Here is a 21,498-nt window from a genome sequence, read left to right as displayed (position 1 = left end):
TGTAGTTGTGTTGCTTATCTCTAGGAGTAACACAGACACAGGTCACATGACAAGTAAAAAGTGCAAAAAACTTGTTCGCGATGAAGGTGTATTTCGTTAACTCTGTGTGTTTGATTTGTAATATTCAGAGGGCGAATAAAACGATGGCATTGGCGATAGTACACAGTCGAGCCTGCGTTGGGGTTGATGCACCACAGGTGACGGTAGAGGTGCATATCAGCAACGGTATGCCTGCATTTCAATTGGTCGGCTTGCCAGAAACTACGGTAAAAGAAGCCAAAGATCGCGTTCGTAGCGCCATTATTAATGCCAATTTTGAATTTCCAGCCCGAAGGATTACGGTGAACTTAGCCCCTGCCGACCTACCCAAAGAGGGGGGACGGTTTGATTTGCCCATCGCGTTGGGCATTTTGGCGGCATCAGCGCAAATTCCCGATACTTTGCTGTCTAGTTGTGAGTTTATTGGTGAGTTGGCGCTATCTGGGGAGTTACGTGGCGTCAAAGGTGTTCTTCCCGCAGCGGTTGCCGCGTTACAGTGCCAGAGAACATTGGTGGTGCCAGATTGCAATGCTAGCCAAGCAGCATTAGTGGGTAAGGCGCAGCACAAATCGGCGTCAGGTTTGCTTGCTGTGTGCGCATTTTTGGCGGGTCAGCAAGCCTTATCGCTTGCTGAGCCCGATATACAGCTACCAACAGAGTCGGTGCCAGAGCGCGATTTGCAAGATATCATTGGTCAACAGCAAGGGAAGCGAGGGTTGGAAATTGCAGCGGCAGGCGGACACAATTTGCTGTTCATGGGCCCGCCAGGTACTGGAAAAACCATGCTTGCCTCGCGACTGTGTGACCTTTTGCCCCTCATGACGATTGCAGAGGCAATGGAGACGGCGGCAATCGCGTCTTTGACTCATCAAGACATTCATGAAGGAAATTGGCGCTATCGCCCGTTTCGCTCTCCGCATCACTCTAGCTCGATGGCGGCGCTAGTTGGTGGGGGCTCCATTCCTCGCCCTGGTGAAATTTCGCTGTCACATAATGGGGTATTGTTTTTGGATGAAATGCCTGAGTTTGAGAGAAAGGTGTTGGACTCATTGCGAGAGCCGCTGGAGTCTGGGGAAATTGTCATATCTCGAGCAAGCAGTAAAACTACGTTTCCTGCGCGCTTTCAACTGCTAGGTGCGTTGAACCCAAGTCCAACAGGCTACTATGATGGCGAGCAAACACGCACGAATCCGCAGATGATCTTACGTTATCTGAGTAAGTTATCAGGGCCGTTGTTGGATCGCTTCGATATGTCGTTGGAGATCCCCTTATTGCCGAAAGGAATGCTGGCCGAAGGCGGTGAGCGGGGGGAGTCGACAGCACAAGTGCGACAGCGTGTCGCACAGGCAAGAGAAAAGATGTTATCTCGTTCTGGCAAGGTGAACGCTCTGCTGACTGGGCGAGAAATTGATCGCCATTGCCCACTGCATAAAGAGGATGCGGCGTTTTTGGAAACGGCGTTGCATCGCTTGGGCCTGTCTATTCGTGCCTATCATCGGCTGATTAAGGTTGCCCGCACAATTGCTGATTTGCAGGAGACGAAAAAGATTGAACGGGCACACCTTGCAGAGGCTTTGGGTTATCGTGCAATGGATCGTTTATTAAAGCAATTGTCGCAACAGGTGAGTTAATGTGGGTTTACACGTTATTCCCGTAGAGACATCATTGCAAGGGACTATTTTTCTGACCCTAGATTTAAGCGCCAGTTTCCAGCTTGGTTGCGTCATCGCTGGCAGTGTAAGGGTGGCTATTTAGCTTCATTAATGGCAGCGACCAGGGCGTCCAGTTCGTGTTCAGAAAATACCTGAATACCTGCGTTTAGGAGTGCCAATGTGGTCATGCCATGACCAGAAATTTTGCTGCCGTTAAATTGGCCGTCATAAATATGATGGCGACCACAAGAAGGGCTGTTCTCTTTTAGGACGGCAAAGCGGATATTGTGTTGGTGGCACAACGTCAGTGCATGCAGTGCCCCGCGCTGAAATGCGGCAGTAACATCACCACCCACAATGGTACAAACGCGACCATCTGGCTGGATCTCAGCGGGCAGTCGAGGAATGGGTAAGCCGCCCTGCACTTCGGGGCACAAGGGGACCCAGTATGGCTTCCATTGCTCAATGATGGGATGTGTCGAGAGATTATTGTCACCGTCATAACGTACTCTTTCGCCAAGTAGGCAGCGACTAATTAGTATTTTTTCCATGTTTATATCCCAATAAAAAAGGCCCGTTGCGGGCCTGTTTTTATTATGCGATAGCCATACTATTTTGTCAGCAAATAGTTAATTAGCTCAATGTACTCTTCGTTAGAGCTAAGTTCGCTTGTTAATACATGGTATTGGTTATTAACGATAATCGCGGGTACGCCGCGTAAGCCGCTGTCAGTGAAGTGCTTATCATAGCGATTGACCATTGAGTTGACAGCAAAGCTGTTGAAGGCGCCATCGAATTTACTGGCCTCTACACCCTCATCGATAAAAATTTGTCGAATCTCTTGCTCATTACGTGGTGGCGTATTTAAAACGTGAACACGTTGAAACAGTGCAGGAACAACTGACTCTTCGGCTTTTAGTGCCACAGCCGTTGCGTACGCTTTGCTCATTGACATGCCCATATTTCCACCCATGAAAGAGACATGGTTTTTTTGGAATTTAGCATTGTCAGGCAAGCTATCTTTCACTTCCTTCATTAATGGTTCGAAGCGAAAGCAGTGTGGGCAGTAGAATGAGAAGAACTCAGTAACTAAGGGAGATGATGACTTATCTAACTGTGATAGCACAGTGTAGTGCGCGCCCTCTTTGAAATTAGCGGCTTGCACCGATAGCGTCATGCTAGCGGCAGCGAGTAGGGTCAGTATCTTTTTAAACATTAAACTCTCCTTTTGAAAAAATCTTATTGTTATATATTCGTTGTTTACCATTGTGGCATTAGGCTCAGTGGTGGCTCGCGTAATACGGAAATTTGCTCTTTAAAGCTGAGTACCTGCTGTTCCCAATATTTGTTGTCTGCAAACCAAGGAAAGGCCAGCGGAAATGCGGGGTCTTCCCAACGGCGGGCAAGCCATGCCATATGATGCACCATACGTAGACCACGTAAAGGCTCAATAAGTTGCAACTGGCGTGTATCAAAGGGACAAAACTCTTCATAACCGTTCAATACTGTATCCAGCTGTACCAGTTTATCTTGTCTGCTACCACTTAGCAGCATCCAAAGGTCTTGCACGGCAGGTCCATTTCGAGCGTCATCTAAATCCACAAATAACGGTGAATCACGCCAGAGGATATTGCCGGGATGGCAATCGCCGTGTAAACGTAGCGCCGCCCAGTCAGTGTGCCATTGAGACTCAATCTCTTTGATTAATAAGTTTAAATCAGAGAAAAAGGTATTTTTCAGATGATCGGGAATGAAGTCAATATTGTGTAATGTCTCTCTTGCTTGGTAGAGGTACTCATCTAATCCGATGGTCGGTCGTGAGGTAAAGCATTTTGCTTTTCCCGTTTGGTGGATGCGGCCCATATAGCGCCCTACCCACTCCAATTGTTCTAGATTATCGACTTCAAACTGGCGCCCTCCAACACTGGGATAGAGGGTAAAGCGATAGCCTTGGTGATGATGTAAAGTCTGGTTATTCAGTTTTAATGGAGCGATAAGAGGCACTTCAGCGGCGGCAATTTCTAATGCAAATTCATGCTCTTCTTCGATTTGTTGATCACTCCAGCGTTGGGGGCGGTAAAACTTTACGACGTAACGTTGCCCATCTTCTGCGCCAAATTGGTAAACCCGATTTTCATAGCTATTGAGAGCCAACAAGCCGGTTTCTGCATGGATGCCAACGCTATCTAGCGCATCGAGTTGGCGATCGGGGGTAAGTTCAGAAAAACTGAATGACGACATGAATATATCCATTTTATTTGGGTCAACCTATCTTAGCTGAGGGGGGAGAAAAGCAAAAGGCGCAAGCGGCGCCTTTTTCATTGGCTGACTATAGGCCGCTGATAAAGCGGCTTTCGGTCTCGATGGGAGTGCGTGTTGGATCGGTATCGCTGTAGAGAATAAACCGAATCGTGACAATGCTCTGTTCTAGCTGGTCAGCATCGACGGCTAAACTGATCGGAACATTGGCAACTCCGCCTGCTGCCACGCTGAGTTGTTGTGGTCCATGCCAAGCGATGTTAACTGGGCCTTTCACGCCGAGGTGGTAGCGTTGCGTTTGTTGGCTTTTGTTGAGAACTTTCAAGGTGTATGTGTTCTCGATAACCCCGTCCTGATTAACTTTAAATAGCTGATTGCGATCTCGAAGCACATCTAAGCCCATGTTTTCGACTGTGGTTAGGCTATACAAAAAGAGCCCTATCATCGCCAAGATGACAATACCATACCCGACTAATTTGGGGCGCAGAATATCGGTCTTTTTACCCGCGAGTTTGTGCTCTGTGGTATAGCTAATTAGGCCTGTTGGATAGCCCATTCGTGTCATTGTTTGATCGCATGCATCGACGCATGCCCCACAGTTGATGCATTCATACTGTAAGCCATCACGTATATCTATCCCCGTGGGACAGACTTGAACGCATAGGTCGCAATCAATGCAATCGCCAAGGCCTTGCTGTCGATGATCGGTTTTTCGTGAGCGAGGTCCACGAGGCTCACCTCGCTCAGGCTCGTAACCGACAATAAACGTATCTCGGTCAAACATGGCAGATTGAAAGCGGGCATAGGGGCACATATGCAGACAGACAATTGAACGCATCCAGCCCGCATTGGCATAGGTACACAGAGTGAAAAAAAGGATCCAGAAGGTACTGGCAAAACTGCTACTGAGGGTGAAAAAGTCAATCACCAAGTGTCTAATGGGGACAAAATAGCCGACAAAGCTAAGCGCGGTTACTAAGGCGATGGCTATCCATGCAAGGTGCTTTAATGCTTTGCGTCGAATTAAGTTGGCGGTTAGTGGTTGGCTGTCTTGTTTTCGCCGTTTATTCGCATTGCCTTCCAGCTTCTCTTCGCACCAGATATAGATAAAGGTCCACACGGTTTGTGGGCAGAGATACCCGCACCAGACGCGACCAAAGAAAGTGGTGGCAAAAAAGAGCCCAAAGGCGGCAATCATAAAAATCAGTGCCAGCAAGGTGAGATCTTGTGGCCATAGGGTCAGACTAAAGAAGTGATACTGTTGGCTCGCAATATCTAACAAGATGGCCTGACGGCCTTGATATGACCACCACGGGGTTCCTAAGAAAAGCAACATGAAGAACCAGCCCATATGGCGCCGCAAGCGTTGAAAGCGCCCTTGCATGGCCCTGACATAGATTCGCTTTGAAGGATTGAAGCGATCTTGGTTGTTTTTATGAACGCTGGCGTTCGCTGTATCTCTGGCGTGTGGTTTGGTGCGTTCCTTGCTCATGCTTTTTCTCTGTCATCATACACTACGCTGATTATAACCAATGTTTCTGTAGCATTTTGATAACAAGCGCATAAACTGTGCAGAGAGTTGCGTGGTCTTGAGGATGCGAGAGGTGGCTGGTGATTTATCACCAGCCTTAAAGGTTAGTCGATAACACCACGTGCTTTGAGTAGAGCGGTTTTGAAGTCGGTCTCACAATCTTTGGCTAAGCCAGGAATCATGGCTTTGTCATCGCTATTACGCATCTTAAGGTGGTAAATCAGGACGTCGTCCGTAAGGTCGGCCAACTTACCGTCATAGCCAGCTTCTTTGGCGAGTAAAGTTAAAAATGCGGCGAGGTTTAGCTCATTGTGTTTGTGCCACTCCGGTTGAAGGAGTTCGATCAGTTCATTGATTCGATGACATTGCATAGTAAATCTCTTTTTAGGCTGAAGTTAAATCATTGTGTTTTTTATCTGCCTAAGGTAACAAAATCGTCGGAGAAAGGTAATAGAAAAGCAGGAACAAAGAGATGAAAAAGCAGTGCACTGGGCACTGCTCGATACCAAGTACAGGCTTAATCTGTTTGCTGGCTCGGTTTGGTTGGAACAAAGCGAGGAGCAAAACTGGATGGACGAGCACGAGATGGGCTACGTGGCGTCGGCATGTACCGGGGAGTAGTTGCAAGCATTGATGAAGTAACTCTATACAGGCATTCCCTAGCGAATAAAACAAACGCTATACAGGCCTCTTACTGGCTAACCGTCCAGCCTGTGAGCGCGAATTTTGTGCGCAATTTAGCAGCAATTTTATGCTAAGTCGATCTGTTTATTACACTTTTTCGTGTGACATATTTCAGCTTACACATGTGCGCTTAAATATGTCATACTGTACAGGATGTTAGTTTATTAGTGAGAAATGATCAGTGGGAAAGCACGCATTACCGAGTTACTCAATCGCTGAAGAGGTCGCGAACAGTATTACGCATGGCGTAGGGGTGTTATTTGGCATCGTTGGCTTAGGTTTGCTGTTAAATAAGGCCATTATGCTCGAAGGGGACGCATTATCTCTGATGAGTTTTGTGATTTATGGCAGCAGCATTATTGTCCTCTATCTCGCATCAACGCTATATCATGCCATCCCTTTTCAGCAAGCAAGACGTTGGTTGAAGACATTTGATCACTGCGCCATTTATCTATTGATTGCAGGGACATATACCCCCTTTATGTTGATGAGCCTTCGCACGCCTTGGGCGATGGGTTTAATGGTGCTGATCTGGGGCATTGCGATAGCAGGGATTGTTTTTAAGGTGAAGTTTGTCCATCGCTTTAAGCGTCTCTCTTTGGCGGTTTATTTGATGATGGGATGGCTGTCGGTCGTGGCGTTATATCCATTGAGTCAAACGTTGGAGGGCAGCGGCATGCTATTGTTGGCTGCTGGCGGGTTAACCTATTCGGCAGGGGTGGTGTTTTATGTGATGAAACAGATCCCCTTTAATCATGCCATTTGGCACCTGTTTGTCTTAGCAGGCACGGCGTGTCATTTCGCCGCTATTTATGGTTATGTGGCTGTCATTTAACAACACCTTACTGTATCCAGTATGACGTGATCGATGTTAGCTGCGCCAATAGGCAGGGTAAAACAGTACCAGTACAGTAATTATCTCTAACCGTCCCATTAGCATGGCAACACTGAGAATCCATTTCGCCATGGCTGGCAGAGAGGCAAAATTACCACTCGGGCCTATCGTCGATCCTATCCCTGGGCCAACGTTGGCTACAGCGGTAATGGCGCCGGATAGGCTCGTGGTGGCATCAAGCCCTAATATCGCCAGCAGCAAGGCCGTAACCAAGACAGTGACAAAAAAGACCAGAGCAAAGGCAATGACCGAACGCACAATACTCTCTGTTACTTTGGCACCATTGTAGCGTTGAATAAACATACCGGAAGGATGGATCAGTTGCATCATGTGCTTATTGAATAGCGCGATAGCGACTTGAAATCGGAATAGTTTTACTCCCCCAGATGTCGATCCAGAGCAAGCCCCCGTGAGCATTAAAAAGGCAAACACGACACTCATTGCTGGCCCCCAATGCGTAAAATCTCCAAGCCCAAAGCCCGTGGTGGTCATAACCGAGACAACATTAAACAGACCAACCCGGAGTGCATCTAGCCATTGATAATGATTTTGGTAATGTAAACTCACCGCCACAATCGCACTGACAAAGAGAGTGAGTTTGGCAAAGCCACGCACTTGTGCATCAGCCCATAGGGGTTGCCATGTTTTTCTTTTCAATGCGCGTACAAACAGTAAAAAAGGTAACCCACCGGCAAACATAAACACAATCGCATTCCAGTGTGCTAACGTGCTAAAGCCATTCATTGAGCTATCTGAGGTAGAGTAGCCGCCAGTTGAGATGGTGGTTAGTGCATGGTTGATGGCGTCAAAAAGATCCATTCCAGCAGCAAGGTAACCCATAATGCATAGCATGGATAAGCTGACATACACTTGCACAATATGCAGGGCCACTTGCTTTGTGCGTGGCGCACTTTTTTCCGACCAGTCAGAGGACTCCGTCTGGAACAATCGCATGCCGCCAACATTTAGCATTGGCAAGATAGCCACTCCCATCACAATAAAGCCGATACCCCCTAACCACTGCAACAGTGAACGCCACAATAAGATGCTCGGTGCCATGTCATCGAGCCCACTCAAGACCGTTGATCCTGTTGTGGTTAGCCCTGACATGGTCTCAAAATAGGCATCACTAAAGCTAATATGGTTGATAAACACAAAGGGAAGCGCAGCAAAGGCACTGGCAATTCCCCAGACAAGTGTGGTGATCAGGAACATGTCCCGCACCCCAAGTTGGAAAGTGTTACGTCGACCATAAGCTAGCAAGCCAAAGGCGCAACTATGGGTAATTATAATGGCAGTGCCGAACTCCCAAAAACCATGACTTGCGGTAACGAATGCCACGATGGCAGGAATGTACATAAATAGGGCTAGTTTGGATAACACTAGCCCTATAACAAATAGAATGGCAGGGGTATTGAGTAGCAGCATCGATTTAGAGGAAAAACGGACTTGGTTGGAATAAGCGCTCTACATCAGGGATGTATTTTTTATCGACGAGGAACATCACCACATGATCATCTTGTTCAATAATGATGTTGTCATGGGCGATCAGTACCTCTTCGTGGCGAACAATGGCACCAATTGTCGTACCAGGAGGCAGTTTGATTTCACCGATAGCACGTCCAACAACTTTTGAGGTGCTTTCATCACCGTGTGCAATGGCTTCAATGGCCTCTGCAGCGCCGCGACGCAGGGAGGATACATTGACGATATCCGCTTTACGTACATGGGTTAGCAAGGCTGAAATTGTCGCTTGTTGCGGTGATACGGCAATATCAATCGTGCCGCCTTGGACCAAGTCGACATACGCCCCTCGCTGAATCAGCACCATGACCTTTTTGGCGCCCATACGTTTGGCCAGCATGGCGGACATGATGTTGGCTTCATCATCATTGGTAACCGCGATAAAGACGTCGACTTGATCAATGTGCTCTTCGCTAAGAAGCTCTTGATCTGAAGCATCACCACAAAAGACGATGGTATTTTCCAGCATCTCTGACAGACGCTCCGCTCGAGATTGGTTGCGCTCAATCAGTTTGACGCTGTAGTGCTGCTCTAGGCGTCGAGCAAGGCCAGCACCAATATTCCCTCCCCCTACAATCATTAAGCGTTTATAGGGCTTTTCCAGACGCTGTAGCTCACTGATCACCGCGCGAATATGGTGGCTAGCCGCGACAAAGAACACTTCATCATCGGCTTCGATAATGGTGGTACCTTGAGGACGAATCGGTTTGCCTTGACGGAAAATTGCCGCTACTCGAGTGTCGATATGTGGCATGTGTTCACGCAGCGCTGATAATGCGTTGCCGACTAACGGTCCGCCATAATAGGCTTTGACAGCCACCAATCCGACTCGGTTATCAGCAAACTCAACCACCTGCAGTGCGCCGGGATAATCAATTAAGCGCTGGATATATTCAGTTACTAACTCTTCTGGTGCGATAAGGTGATCAACGGGTACGGCATCGGTTTGGAATAAGTTTTCTTTTTCACGGAGATACTCAGGTGAGCGAATGCGTGCCACACGGTTGGGGGTATTAAACAGCGAAAAGGCAATTTGACAGGCAATCATGTTGGTTTCGTCTGAGTTGGTGACGGCAACCAGCATGTCTGCATCTTGTGCTCCCGCTTCACGCAGTGTTTTGGGGTGGCTCGCATATCCCTGTACAACGCGCAGATCATATTTGTCTTGCAAGTCACGCAGGTGCTCACCATCTTTGTCGACGATGGTGATGTCGTTGTTTTCGCCGCTGAGGTTTTCAGCTAACGAGCCGCCGACCTGTCCGGCACCAAGAATAATGATTTTCATCGTTAGTCCTGCTTAATGCGTCCTTGCGGGCGCCTTGATGATTATAGGTTGGCTCAGTGACGGATGATGAACACCGAGCCAACGGTTCAGGGTTATGCTGGTTGTTTGGTTAACACTGCATAGTAAAACCCATCCATAGCCTCTTCGCCAGGCAGAATCTGTCTTCCCGGTAGCGTACTGCTGCCATTATCAATAGACAACTGTGTACTTGGTACTAATTCTGCATCCTTAGTTCTCGCTAAGAAGGCACTCACTTGGTCGACGTTCTCTTGTTGCGTTACTGAGCACGTGGCATAGACCAAGGTACCGCCAGGTTTTAACTGTTGCCACATTGCATCAAAGATTTCACTTTGTAGCTCGGTCAGTGCCGCAATGTCGTCTGCTCGGCGTAGCCATTTGATGTCGGGGTGGCGGCGAATAACGCCAGTGGCTGAGCATGGCGCATCTAATAGAATGCGATCAAACTGTTCACCTTGCCACCAGGCCTCAGGCGTACGTGCATCACCACATTTCACATCCGCATTGACGTTTAAGCGCTCGAGGTTTTCATAGACGCGTTTAAGACGGGCTGGATCCGCATCGACCGCAACAACATTGGCATCAGGTTGACGCTCGAGGATATGGACCGTTTTACCGCCCGGAGCGGCACAACAGTCAAGGATCAGCTCACCTGCTTGTGGACGTAAATAGTCGACCGCGAGTTGGGCAGCAGCATCTTGAACGGAGACCCACCCTAAATCAAAACCAGGCAGCGTGGTGACATCGCAAGGTGAGAGTAGACGTAAGGCATCGCTCGCTTCGGGATGAATATCGGTTGCAATACCGCTCTCATCCAGTAACGCACGGTAGGCATCACGATGATGATGTTGACGGTTAACCCGCAGCCACATTGGAGCCTTTTGGTTATTGGCATCAACAAGGCTTTCCCATTGTATTGGGTAGCTTTTTTTCAATAGATTAAGTAACCAACCTGGGTGACCATAGCGTCCTGCATCGTGGCTTAGGGCGGCTTCATCCAGTGCTTCTTGTTGGCGTTGGTAGTTTCTTAAAATGGCATTAATTAAGCCACGTAGCTGCGGCTTTTTGAGATTCTTGGTGGCATTAACGGTTTCAGCCACAGCGGCATGGGCTGGAATGCGCATTTGGCTCAGTTGATACAAACCAACAAGAATCAGGTGATGGAATACGCGCTGTTTCCCTTTCAGCGGTTTATCCATTAGTGTCTGTACGCTCGACTCTAGGCGAGGCAACCAGCGTAATACGCCATAACAGATCTCTTGTAACAACGCCTGATCTCGTGGGGCGACAGTTTGTTGCGCTGGCGGCAATACCGTAGAAAGTGATTGGCCTTGATCGACAACTTGGTAGATCACTTTCGCGGCAACGGCTCTCACATTCATGATGTGTGTCCTGTAAAAAAAGAGGCCAGTGATACTGGCCTAAATAAACGGTAAGTATTAGGCAAGTTGGTGGCCAATATCGAACCACTCGCGGCGAGAGTTAAGCAGGTCGCTGACCGGCATCGCCTTTTTGCCTGGAGGTTGCAGGGAAACAAGGCGTATTGCTTCGTTGCCAGTCGCGACAGTAATTCCTTGCTTATCGGCACTCAGAATCGTACCTGGCACAGCTTGATGATCCACCTGAATGATATCAGCCTGCCACACCTTAATATTTTTTCCGTCCACCTCAAAATAGCTCATTGGCCACGGATTAAAGGCGCGAATACAGCGCTCAATCGCAACAGCATCCATTGTCCAGTCGATACGTGCTTCATCTTTGCTGAGTTTTTTCGCATAGTTGGCAAGCGCATCATCTTGTGGTGTCGCGGTGGCGTTGCCTGTTGCGACATCTTGCAAACACTCAACTAAGGCTTGTGGCCCGAGTTGTGCCAATTTTTCATACATCGTCGCACTGGTGTCATCGGCAGCGATGGGTAACGTTGCAATGGATAACATGTCACCAGTATCTAAGCCTTCATCCATTTGCATGATGGTGACGCCGGTTTCTTCATCTCCGGCCCAAATTGCACGCTGAATTGGGGCCGCACCACGCCAACGAGGCAAGATAGAACCGTGAACATTCATGCACCCTAAACGCGGCGTATCTAGTACGACTTTAGGCAGCAGTAGACCATACGCTACGACGACCATCAGATCGGCATTGAGGGCTGCCAGTTGCTCGACTGCGTCGCCTTCTTTGAAGTTTACTGGCTGATACACAGGGATATCATGCTCAAGGGCGAGCGCTTTTACTGCGCTGGGGGTCAGTTTTTTTCCTCGTCCAGCAGGGCGGTCTGGCTGCGTATAGGCAGCAACAATTTCATGCTCAGAATCGATTAATGCCGCCAAGTGGCGGGCTGCAAAATCGGGTGTTCCGGCAAAAACAATGCGCAAAGGGGTCGTCATCATTAAGAATTCTTCTGGTTAAAACGTTTGAGCTTTTCCATCTTTTGTTTGATGCGTTGGCGCTTTAAAGGCGACAAGTAGTCAACAAACAATTTGCCATCGAGGTGGTCCAGTTCGTGTTGAATACAGATGGCAAGTAAGTCATCGGCATCAAGTTGGAAGGCGTTACCTTCGCGATTGAGTGCTTTGATTGTCACTTCAGCGGCACGAGGCACAAGACCACGCGCACCAGGTACGGACAGGCAGCCTTCTTCGATGCCGTCTTCACCACGCTTTTCAATGATCTCTGGATTAATCAGCACCATTGGTTGGTCACGCTCTTCAGAGAGGTCGATCACCACGATACGCTGATGGATATCAACTTGGGTCGCGGCAAGGCCAATCCCCTCTTCTTCATACATGGTTTCCAGCATGTCATCGACAATTTGCTGGATCTCTTTTGTTACAGCCTCTACCGGCTGTGCAACGGTGCGTAAACGCTCGTCGGGAAAGGTTAATACTTGTAATACTGACATACTGACTCAAAAAAAGATGAAGTGTGCCGAAACACACAAGACTTAGTTGGTTCAATTCTAGACATTTTCAAACCCAAATGACAGCATCAGCCAGCAAAGACTGCGAAGGAAGGGGCAGAAAATGGCACAAACGTGGCGACGCTACAGTCAATTATTTATTACATTACTATTCACCGCATTGATTTCGTGGTCAGCATCTGCGCTGACATTGAAGGATGGGCACCCAACTCAATACGTCGTTAAAAAGGGGGATACCCTTTGGGATATTTCGGCGTACTTTTTAGATAGTCCGTGGCTATGGCCACAATTATGGCAAGCTAATCCAGCGATAGAGAATCCACATTTAATTTATCCCGGTGACATACTGCATTTGATATGGGTGGATGGCCAGCCTCGCTTAAGTTCAAAAAGGCTTACCAAATTGTCGCCAACCGCCCGTGTGAGTGAGATAAAGCAGCCTATTACGGTATTGGATGATCAGCTCTTGTTACCGTTTATGGCACAGGATCGCCTGTTAGATACCAAGGCGCTATCTCTGCTGCCTCGAGTGGTAGGTAGCCAAGATGGGCGTACTTACTTAACTAGCTTTGATGATATTTTTGTTGACCAACCATTGGCAAAACAGAGTCGTTGGGGGGTTTACCGCGTGATGGAGGCCGCAGTGCGTACTGATAGCGAAGAGAAGGTTTTCCCTCTTCGTCACATTGGCAATGCTGAAATTGTGCAGCGTTTTGATAAACAGAGCATTTTAAACTTGCAGGCATCGGGGCGAGAAATACAGCAGAATGACGTTTTGCTGCCGTTAGCCTCTGAAAATGCAGAGAACTTTTTTGAACAGATGACCTTTGCGCCAGCACCATCTCCTGAGGGATTAAAGGGGCGTATTGTCGCGGATATGGATGGTTTTAATTATCAAGCGCATTATCAAGTCGTCGTCCTAGACCGGGGGTATGAGGATAACTTGGTGGCCGGGCATATTGTTGAAGTCAATGAACCGGGAGCCTTTGTGCGCAACACCAATAAAGGCTATAAATATCAGTTACGACCATCAAAGCTTAAGACCAGTGGTGAGCCATTGGGTGAGCGAGCGTTAGGGGAACTGATGGTGATCCGCCCGTATGCACACTTTAGCCTTGCTGTCGTGACGCGAGCACCTGCTCCTATTCAGGTGAATACGGCGTTCTCATCGCCTCTTTCTCGTGACTGACGCTGAATTTTGGATACGTTTGTTGGGGGTGCCACGCCTTGGTGGGCGAGGCATTCTCCGCTTGTGTCAGCGTTTATCGGAAGCGGAGTTATATCAGGCAGATGACTCTGTCTGGCTGTCAGTCGGCATGAGTGCTCTTCAAGTACAGGCCTTTCGACGTCCATTACACGCATCTCAAGTGGCTGCCTTGCAGTGGTTGAAATCTCCATCTCATCACCTTCTTCACCTCCTCCACCCTGACTACCCTTATCTATTACGGCAAATTTCTTCTCCACCTCCGGTTTTGTTTATTGATGGTGATGTTGATGCTTTAAAGCAACCACAAATTGCCATGGTGGGAAGTCGTCAAGCGAGTATAGATGGGCGCGAAGCGGCTGCTCAGTTTGCGGCTGGGCTCGTTACCGAGGGGTATGTGATAACGAGTGGGCTGGCATTGGGAATCGATGGGTATGCGCATACGGGGGCATTGGAAAACGGTGGAAAAACGATTGCAGTGTTAGGCAGTGGGTTGGCATCTATCTATCCTGCTGCACACCGCCACTTAGCGGCACAAATTCGTGAGCAAGGCGCCTTGGTGTCTGAGTTTCTGCCCAACACTCCACCGCGACCGGGTCATTTTCCACGTCGAAATCGCATTATCAGTGGCCTCTCTGTGGGCGTGTTTGTGGTTGAGGCGGCAGAAAAAAGCGGTTCTCTTATTACGGTAAAATATGCCTTAGAGCAGAATCGTGAAGTGTTTGCGCTGCCGGGTTCGGTTTTTAATCCACAAAGTCATGGCTGTCATAAGCTGATCCAAAGTGGTGCTAAACTGGTGCAAACGCCGGTCGATATTATTAACGAAGTCGGAGCACTGACGGGTTGTGCAATAAATCATCACTCGGGGGGCGATATGGACGGGAAGGTGAATGAGGAATTGCCATTTGTCCCACTGTTAGATAACGTAGGGAGTGATGCAACACCCGTTGATGTGATTGCAGACCGAGCTCAGCTGCCAGTACATGATGTTATGACGCAGTTATTAGAGCTTGAACTTCAAGGGCTGGTAACCACCGTGCCTGGGGGGTATGTTAGAACGAGGAGGGGTTGATTATGATGGATATTCTGATGTATCTGTTTGAGACTTACATCCACAGTGAAGTCGAGCTGCAGGTTGATCAAGACACCTTGTCTGATGAATTGTCTGGTGCCGGATTTCCTCAGGAGGATATCCATAAAGCTCTAAATTGGCTGGAAAAATTGGCAGCATTACAAGAGTCTCCAGAATCATCCTTTCAAAACGGTGCATTGACTTCAATGCGTGTATACACCGAGCTTGAGATGCAGTATTTAAACACGCAATGCCGCGGCTTTCTGCTGTTTTTAGAGCAAGTGCATGTACTGGGCGCTGAAACCCGTGAAATGGTTATCGAGCGAGTTATGGAACTCGAAACCAGTGAGTTCTACCTTGATGACTTGAAATGGGTGGTATTGATGGTGCTATTTAATGTACCGGGTCATGAAAGTGCATACCACCAAATGGAAGACTTGCTATATGAGAGCGAAAACGGCCTGCTTCATTAATTATCTTTTCAATTTGTCATGCCATCGTGGCATTGGATTATTAGCAGTGCAGCATGAACAATAAAGTTTCCCAGCCTCTTTTTTCGGCTCATGAGCATGCGCTTGATGAGCCTTGTCCTCTATGCCAACACAAGCTCGAGATGCGCTTTGGTAAGCATGGTCCTTTTTTGGGCTGCACTCACTACCCGGCTTGTGACTATGTTCGACCACTACAGCAGCACGATGGTCATGTGGTCAAAGAGCTCGGCATGCCCTGCCCCGACTGTGGTGAGGACTTGCTTCTGCGCCAAGGTCGATTTGGGATGTTTATCGGTTGCCGAGGTTGGCCTGCATGTCGCTACATAGCATCTCCCGATAAAAAAGCGGAAGAGACACACCTTGCTTGTCCGTTATGTCGTGGTGGCCACTTGGTGGAGCGACAGTCGCGTTACGGTAAAACCTTTTATGCGTGTGATGGGTACCCAAAGTGTAAGTTTGCTGCCAACAGCAGGCCAATCAAGGGGTGGTGTGAGCAGTGCGGCTTTGCTTTGCTGGTCGAGAAAAAGACCGCTAATGGAGTGAAGCGTCAATGTGCCGATCGGCGTTGTGGCTTTATTCAGCCAGACTAAAGATTTGTGCTGCGAACGGGATAGAGAAACGCCAACAGAGATGTTGGCGTTTTTTGTTGTTAACGTGGTAGTGCTGGAAATGCGTCGGCATCTAAATGCGTCCCGAGCCAGGCTAGGGTGTGCTGCAACGCATCCATATCTGTGGCACAGACATTGATATGACCCATTTTTCTCCCGGCACGTTTCTCTTTGCCGTACCAGTGAACATGGCTTTCGGTCTGCTGCAGCACGGCGGTTGGCAGTGTGTCTTCACCGAGAATATTGATCATCGCCGTCGGGCGAATTAACGTGGTTGCGCCAAGCGGAAGTCCACAGACTGCACGTAGATGGTTCTCAAATTGACAGGTTTCAGCGCCCTGCTGAGTCCAATGACCTGAATTATGTACGCGAGGCGCTATTTCGTTGACCAGCAGCTTGCCATTAACTTCAAAGAATTCGATAGCGAGCACGCCGACATAATCAAGCGCATCGGCAACAGCGCTGAACATTTCACTGGCTTGCTGCTGAACATTGTGTTGAGTGGGCTGTGCAATGGAGAGGTTTAAAACGCCATTCACATGGACATTTTCAGTGATAGGATAGACGCGAACGTTACCGTGTTTATCACGAGCCCCTACCAATGACACTTCACGACAAAACGGTACAAATTCTTCAGCAACAATTGCCTGGTTCGGTGTTTGTTGCAGAAATGCTTCGATCTCTTGCCAAGTGTCGTCGATTTGTTCTGCTGATTTTAGACGCCACTGCCCTTTGCCATCATAACCACCGAGCGCACTTTTCAGCACGAGGGGTAAACCAATGCTCTCTGCTGCTTCGATAAGATCTTGCCGAGCAGCAATGACTTGGTATTTAGCATTTGCCACATTGGCACGATCGAGCAGTGCCTTTTCAAGGCGGCGATCACCGCCGGCTTTAATGGCATCAGTGCTTGGTAAGAACTTACCGTGTTCCTCACACAGTTCCAGTACATCGTGTGGGATATGCTCAAACTCCGCCGTAATGACGTCAACGGCCTCTATTGCAGCCTCTAATGAATACGGCAACAGGTGTTGTGTTAAGGGGTGAACCACCTTTTCTGACCCAACATCATACGCGATAACGTCAATGTTAAGTGGGGCCCCCGCGAGAGACATCATTCTAGCGAGTTGGCCTGCCCCGAGTACCAATACTTTCATTACGCATCCTCTGCTGGATTAGGATGTGCAAGTACAGTATCAGTCTGCTCCTGACGGAAAGCATCGATTTTTGCCATAACATCCGCATCGTTAGTACCGATGATTTGAGCGGCCAATAATCCAGCGTTTGCTGCACCAGCATCACCGATAGCAAGCGTGCCGACAGCAACGCCTTTTGGCATTTGCACAATGGAAAGCAGTGAGTCCATTCCTTTAAGGGCACGGGATTGAACAGGAACGCCTAATACCGGTAGGCTAGTAAAGGCTGCTGTCATGCCAGGTAAGTGCGCGGCACCACCTGCGCCAGCAATTATCACTTTAAGGCCTCGCCCAGCGGCATTTTCGGCATATTCGGTAAGAAGATGTGGGGTGCGGTGGGCAGAAACGACGGTTGTTTCGTATGGAATATTGAAACGATCTAGCATATCCGCTGCATGTTGCATGGTTGGCCAATCTGACTTTGACCCCATAATAATTCCCACTTTCATCCCAAACTCCTTAAAAACATATCTGTGCATAAAGACAATCTGTGCGCATTATACGGAGATTTCGCCATAAGGAAAACGTTTGCGTACGGAAAGAATTCGCATATTTATGGAGTCATTATGCGGTAATCGCTACACTAGGCTCTGGGTGTAAACGAACAGAGGGCAGTGATTTTGGATAAGCTATTGCAAGCAGTTGATGCATTACACAAAGGACAGGTTATTGCTTATCCGACTGAGGCGGTATTTGGGGTTGGCTGTGATCCTGATTGTGGCAAGGCAGTACAGCGTTTGCTGACCTTGAAACAGCGCTCGGTTGATAAGGGGTTAATACTGATTGCGTCAGATTATGCGCAGTTAAAGAATTATGTTGATGATAGTGCCCTGTCAGAGCAACAACGAGAGGCGATATTTGCCACTTGGCCAGGCCCTGTAACTTGGGTGATGCCAGCAAAGCCATCTGTCCCTTCTTTTCTTACTGGGCGGTTTGATACGATCGCGGTGAGAGTGAGCGATCATCCACTAGTGCAGGTCTTGTGTCGAACCTACGGTAAACCGATCACTTCAACCAGCGCCAACCTGACTGGGGAGCCTCCTTGCCGAACGGCGGCTGAGGTGCAAGCGCAGCTTGGTGATAAGGTCGTACTCTTGAATGGGGAAACTAGCGGACGGTTAAATCCCTCGGAAATACGGGATGCGTTAACTGGTCAATTATTTCGACAAGGATAGATAATAAATGACAACCTCAGTAGATAAAGCGGCAGTTAAGGATTTTTTACTTTGTCTTCAAGATGAAATTTGTCACGCGTTGGCCGCTCAAGATGGCGTAAAATCGTTTGAAGAAGATGCGTGGCAACGAGGGCCAACTGAGAAACTGGGCGGCGGCGGTCGCAGTCGGGTTTTAAGGGATGGCGGGGTTTTTGAGCAAGCTGGCGTAAATTTCTCTCATGTATTTGGCGATCAAATGCCATCTTCTGCCACGGCTCATCGGCCCGAGTTGGTGGGACGCCGCTTTGAGGCGATGGGGGTTTCGTTAGTCATACACCCGCACAATCCCTACATACCAACATCTCATGCTAATGTCCGCTTCTTTGTTGCGGAAAAAGAGGGCGAAGACCCAGTTTGGTGGTTTGGGGGTGGCTTTGATCTGACACCGTTTTATCCTTTTGATGACGATTGTCAGCACTGGCATCAAGTGGCAAAAGCACTTTGTGCGCCATTTGGTCATACGGTTTATTCCGAGCATAAAGCATGGTGCGATAAGTACTTCTATCTCCCCCATCGTGACGAAACGCGCGGTGTGGGTGGTTTGTTCTTTGATGATCTCAATCAATGGGGCTTTGCGACGTGCTTTGATTATATCAAAGCAGTTGGTCAGGGATACATCGAGGCTTACACGCCAATTGTTGAGCGACGAAAATCGTTAGCTTATGGTGAGCGTGAGCGACAGTTTCAACTATATCGGCGTGGACGTTATGTGGAATTTAATCTTGTCTATGATCGCGGCACCCTGTTTGGGCTACAAAGTGGTGGGCGAACCGAATCTATTCTGATGTCGATGCCTCCTTTAGCGCGCTGGGAGTATGCTTACCAACCGATTGAAGGTAGTGAGGAGGCGCGGCTTTATCAAGACTACTTAAAGCCTCGAGAGTGGTAAGTCGAGATAAGCAATGTTAGTGTCATGGTATTGAATAAGAACAGGACGTTAACATGGATCTTTATCGGGTATACGGTAACCCCATCACACAAAGTAAATCCCCTTATATTCATACTCTGTTTGCTCGGCAGACTGGGCAAGCAATGCAATATGAGGCAGAGCTAGCTGAAGATAAATCTACATTTATTCGCTCATTAGATCGTTTTTTTGCTGCAAATGGCAAAGGGTGCAATGTCACTGCACCATTCAAAGAAGACGCATTCGAGTATGCCACTCAGCTAACTTTGCGTGCCCAATTAGCTGGCGCAGTGAATACGTTAAAGAAATTGGATGATGGCGGTATCCTTGGTGATAACACGGATGGTGAAGGGTTGGTTCAGGATCTCATTAATCACCATGTTGACTTACAAGGACGACGAATCCTTCTGTTAGGGGCTGGAGGCGCAGCGAGAGGCGTGGTATTGCCGATGTTGAATCAACACCCCGAATCAATAACGATTGCCAACCGTACCGAAGAAAAAGCCCATGTGTTAGCCAAACTATTTGCTGAGCACGGGCCGGTTCAGGGCTGTGGCTTGGCCGCATTGTTAAAGCCAGAGTTTGATATCATTATTAACTCTACCTCTGCGGGACTGTCTGACAGTATTCCAGCGATCAGTGATTCCCTCATCCATCCCAAAGTTGTTTGTTACGATATGGTCTATCGAGCGGAGCCTACGGCATTTAACCAATGGGCGACTAATCTTGGTGCAGCGAAAACCATTGATGGCTTAGGGATGTTGGTTGGTCAGGCTGCAGAAAGCTTTTTAATCTGGCGAGGGTTACGACCAGGGACAAAGCAAGTGTTACGAGAGTTACGTCGTTTACTACAGTGTTAATTGAGATATAGAAAATGAACCAGTCGATATTATTTCCAGATATTCAGTCGTATGACTCCGAGATAAAAGCGGTACGCTTTCCTGCTCAACAGCAAGGCGCATTGATTGAATGTTGGGTGAGTTTGCGTTGGCTAGAAAAGGCGTTAGGTCAACCTTGCGCAGGGGAAGCCGCAATTATGGCGGCTTTCAATGCGTTGCGCTTCGATATAGAAGAAGAAATAGAGGCATTAATCGAAGAAGAGGCCTACAACGCAAAAGGCGAGGTTGCTTTAGCCTGACGCCTCGTTGAGATACTCATCTTTTAGTACTACGTAGTTATTTGCTGACTGACGAAGAAAGGTTAACTCTTTATCAGTTAAAGCGCGCGCTGGCTTTGCAGGGCTACCCACATAGAGAAAGCCGCTAGTGAGAGTTTTCCTTGGTGGAACGAGGCTCCCTGCTGCCAGCATTACATCATCTTCGATGATTGCTCCATCGAGGACGATAGATCCCATGCCAATTAAAATACGATTCTTCAATATACAGCCATGTAGCGTGGCATGATGCCCAACGGTAACATCATCGCCAATATATAAAGGGAAACCTTGGCTATCCTCTTCGGATGTTCGCGTTACGTGTAAGATGGAACCATCTTGGATATTGCTGCGTTGACCTATCGTGATGCAATTAACATCGCCTCGGATAGAAACTAATGGCCAAATGCTGCTGTCATCCCCTACCCTGACTTGTCCTATAACAACGGCACTACTATCAAGGTATACACGCTGGCCAAGTAGTGGATAGTTATTTTTATAAGGTCTTACGTTTGTTTCCATGCCTATTCCCTCCATTTTTTTAGGTTTATATAATCAAAAATAGCATTTTTAGCCTATAAATCTAGCATAGTGAGCGAAATGTATTCGAACGAACCAGTGTTTTATCAAAAGGTGTGAAAAACGCTTGCCAGTGTGATTTTGATCTCTATAATGCCGCCTCATCGACACGGAATGCAGCTTTAGAAGCAAGTCATTATGTCGATAAGCAGTTTGGTAACATTGAAAATTAAATTGATAAAGTGTTTGACACAACAGTTTAATTGTATAAAATGGCCAACCTGTTCGAAACAAGAGGTGAAAGCCTTGAAAGCAAAAGTTTCGACA

At 48.1% G+C, this 21,498-nt stretch carries 23 protein-coding genes; 10 read left to right on the top strand and 13 right to left on the bottom strand.

The genetic code is table 11. The features are described 5' to 3' along the window. Positions 1-143: 143 nt before the first annotated feature. Positions 144-1,670 carry a YifB family Mg chelatase-like AAA ATPase gene (locus ACKLNH_RS18110; protein ID WP_413113663.1) on the top strand — a complete coding sequence of 509 codons (1,527 nt, stop codon included), beginning with the start codon at positions 144-146 and terminating at the stop codon, positions 1,668-1,670. A gap of 116 nt (positions 1,671-1,786) precedes the next feature. On the opposite strand, the gene ACKLNH_RS18105 is transcribed toward ACKLNH_RS18110, so the two are convergent. The 5 genes from ACKLNH_RS18105 to ACKLNH_RS18085 all read right to left on the bottom strand — a co-directional run bounded on the left by ACKLNH_RS18105 (position 1,787) and on the right by ACKLNH_RS18085 (position 5,852). Further along, positions 1,787-2,242 (bottom strand): 2-thiouracil desulfurase family protein, encoded by a 456-nt coding sequence (locus ACKLNH_RS18105; protein WP_413113662.1) that lies wholly within the window; start codon positions 2,240-2,242, stop codon positions 1,787-1,789. A 59-nt stretch (positions 2,243-2,301) separates the two neighbouring features. Continuing rightward, positions 2,302-2,907, bottom strand: coding sequence for a thiol:disulfide interchange protein DsbA/DsbL (locus ACKLNH_RS18100; protein ID WP_413113661.1), 606 nt, complete (start codon positions 2,905-2,907; stop codon positions 2,302-2,304). Between the two features lie 44 nt (positions 2,908-2,951). After that, the gene (locus ACKLNH_RS18095) at positions 2,952-3,938 is read right to left on the bottom strand and encodes a serine/threonine protein kinase (RefSeq protein WP_413113711.1); all 987 of its coding nucleotides are present in this window, start codon (positions 3,936-3,938) and stop codon (positions 2,952-2,954) included. Positions 3,939-4,020: 82 nt separating this feature from the next. After that, complete coding sequence (gene ccoG, locus ACKLNH_RS18090) at positions 4,021-5,442, bottom strand: cytochrome c oxidase accessory protein CcoG (protein WP_413113660.1); 1,422 nt, start codon at positions 5,440-5,442, stop codon at positions 4,021-4,023. A 143-nt stretch (positions 5,443-5,585) separates the two neighbouring features. Beyond that, on the bottom strand, positions 5,586-5,852 hold the full coding sequence (locus ACKLNH_RS18085; protein ID WP_413113659.1) for a YihD family protein: 267 nt from the start codon (positions 5,850-5,852) through the stop codon (positions 5,586-5,588). Between the two features lie 494 nt (positions 5,853-6,346). Between ACKLNH_RS18085 and trhA the strand changes: the two genes are divergently transcribed. Continuing rightward, positions 6,347-7,000 (top strand): PAQR family membrane homeostasis protein TrhA, encoded by a 654-nt coding sequence (trhA, locus tag ACKLNH_RS18080; RefSeq protein WP_413113658.1) that lies wholly within the window; start codon positions 6,347-6,349, stop codon positions 6,998-7,000. A gap of 36 nt (positions 7,001-7,036) precedes the next feature. Here trhA and ACKLNH_RS18075 read toward each other — a convergent pair whose 3' ends face one another. From ACKLNH_RS18075 to def, 5 genes are all read right to left on the bottom strand, one after another. After that, complete coding sequence (locus ACKLNH_RS18075; RefSeq protein ID WP_413113657.1) at positions 7,037-8,488, bottom strand: TrkH family potassium uptake protein; 1,452 nt, start codon at positions 8,486-8,488, stop codon at positions 7,037-7,039. A 4-nt stretch (positions 8,489-8,492) separates the two neighbouring features. Next, positions 8,493-9,869 (bottom strand): Trk system potassium transporter TrkA, encoded by a 1,377-nt coding sequence (gene trkA, locus ACKLNH_RS18070; RefSeq protein WP_413113656.1) that lies wholly within the window; start codon positions 9,867-9,869, stop codon positions 8,493-8,495. 92 nt (positions 9,870-9,961) lie between these two features. After that, positions 9,962-11,269 carry a 16S rRNA (cytosine(967)-C(5))-methyltransferase RsmB gene (gene rsmB / locus ACKLNH_RS18065; RefSeq protein ID WP_413113655.1) on the bottom strand — a complete coding sequence of 436 codons (1,308 nt, stop codon included), beginning with the start codon at positions 11,267-11,269 and terminating at the stop codon, positions 9,962-9,964. 57 nt (positions 11,270-11,326) lie between these two features. After that, positions 11,327-12,274, bottom strand: coding sequence for a methionyl-tRNA formyltransferase (fmt, locus tag ACKLNH_RS18060; protein ID WP_413113710.1), 948 nt, complete (start codon positions 12,272-12,274; stop codon positions 11,327-11,329). Between the two features lie 2 nt (positions 12,275-12,276). Next, entirely contained in the window at positions 12,277-12,789 is a 513-nt protein-coding gene (gene def, locus ACKLNH_RS18055) for a peptide deformylase (protein ID WP_413113654.1), read from the bottom strand. Positions 12,790-12,910: 121 nt separating this feature from the next. On the opposite strand from def, the gene ACKLNH_RS18050 reads away from it, so the two are divergent. From ACKLNH_RS18050 to ACKLNH_RS18035, 4 genes are read left to right on the top strand one after another with little or no spacing between them, the layout of a single operon-like run. Further along, positions 12,911-13,996, top strand: a complete 1,086-nt coding sequence (locus ACKLNH_RS18050) for a LysM peptidoglycan-binding domain-containing protein (protein WP_413113653.1) — start codon at positions 12,911-12,913, stop codon at positions 13,994-13,996. Further along, complete coding sequence (dprA, locus tag ACKLNH_RS18045; protein ID WP_413113652.1) at positions 13,989-15,083, top strand: DNA-processing protein DprA; 1,095 nt, start codon at positions 13,989-13,991, stop codon at positions 15,081-15,083. Before ACKLNH_RS18050 ends, dprA begins: the two co-directional genes overlap by 8 nt. Then, positions 15,083-15,556, top strand: a complete 474-nt coding sequence (locus ACKLNH_RS18040; RefSeq protein WP_413113709.1) for a DUF494 family protein — start codon at positions 15,083-15,085, stop codon at positions 15,554-15,556. The genes dprA and ACKLNH_RS18040 overlap by 1 nt, the downstream gene beginning before the upstream one ends. Positions 15,557-15,609: 53 nt before the next feature. Further along, on the top strand, positions 15,610-16,164 hold the full coding sequence (locus ACKLNH_RS18035; protein ID WP_413113651.1) for a DNA topoisomerase family protein: 555 nt from the start codon (positions 15,610-15,612) through the stop codon (positions 16,162-16,164). Positions 16,165-16,223: 59 nt separating this feature from the next. Here ACKLNH_RS18035 and ACKLNH_RS18030 read toward each other — a convergent pair whose 3' ends face one another. Together ACKLNH_RS18030 and purE are read right to left on the bottom strand one after the other, a co-directional pair. Beyond that, positions 16,224-17,339: a 5-(carboxyamino)imidazole ribonucleotide synthase gene (locus tag ACKLNH_RS18030; RefSeq protein ID WP_413113650.1), complete on the bottom strand. Its 1,116-nt coding sequence runs from the start codon at positions 17,337-17,339 to the stop codon at positions 16,224-16,226. After that, positions 17,339-17,827 carry a 5-(carboxyamino)imidazole ribonucleotide mutase gene (purE, locus tag ACKLNH_RS18025; RefSeq protein WP_413113649.1) on the bottom strand — a complete coding sequence of 163 codons (489 nt, stop codon included), beginning with the start codon at positions 17,825-17,827 and terminating at the stop codon, positions 17,339-17,341. The genes ACKLNH_RS18030 and purE overlap by 1 nt, the downstream gene beginning before the upstream one ends. Before the next feature lie 171 nt (positions 17,828-17,998). Here purE and tsaC point away from each other — a divergent pair, with 171 nt between their 5' ends. Genes tsaC through ACKLNH_RS18005 form a run of 4 tightly spaced genes read left to right on the top strand, consistent with a single transcriptional unit; the run spans position 17,999 to position 20,637 of the window. Then, positions 17,999-18,553, top strand: a complete 555-nt coding sequence (tsaC, locus tag ACKLNH_RS18020) for an L-threonylcarbamoyladenylate synthase type 1 TsaC (protein WP_413113648.1) — start codon at positions 17,999-18,001, stop codon at positions 18,551-18,553. Positions 18,554-18,560: 7 nt separating this feature from the next. Then, on the top strand, positions 18,561-19,481 hold the full coding sequence (hemF, locus tag ACKLNH_RS18015; RefSeq protein WP_413113647.1) for an oxygen-dependent coproporphyrinogen oxidase: 921 nt from the start codon (positions 18,561-18,563) through the stop codon (positions 19,479-19,481). A gap of 53 nt (positions 19,482-19,534) precedes the next feature. After that, a complete protein-coding gene (gene aroE, locus ACKLNH_RS18010) occupies positions 19,535-20,359 on the top strand; it encodes a shikimate dehydrogenase (RefSeq protein ID WP_413113646.1) in 825 nt (274 codons plus the stop codon). Positions 20,360-20,373: 14 nt separating this feature from the next. Beyond that, positions 20,374-20,637 (top strand): DUF1488 family protein, encoded by a 264-nt coding sequence (locus ACKLNH_RS18005; protein WP_413113645.1) that lies wholly within the window; start codon positions 20,374-20,376, stop codon positions 20,635-20,637. Here the strand turns inward: ACKLNH_RS18005 and ACKLNH_RS18000 are convergent. After that, positions 20,629-21,174 carry a gamma carbonic anhydrase family protein gene (locus ACKLNH_RS18000; RefSeq protein WP_413113644.1) on the bottom strand — a complete coding sequence of 182 codons (546 nt, stop codon included), beginning with the start codon at positions 21,172-21,174 and terminating at the stop codon, positions 20,629-20,631. The two genes, ACKLNH_RS18005 and ACKLNH_RS18000, sit on opposite strands and share 9 nt — an antisense overlap. Positions 21,175-21,498: the final 324 nt, after the last annotated feature.

Source organism: Thaumasiovibrio clandestinus (genome assembly GCF_047250365.1).
Lineage (GTDB): Bacteria > Pseudomonadota > Gammaproteobacteria > Enterobacterales > Vibrionaceae > Thaumasiovibrio.
This window is presented reverse-complemented; position numbering and strand designations above follow the sequence as displayed.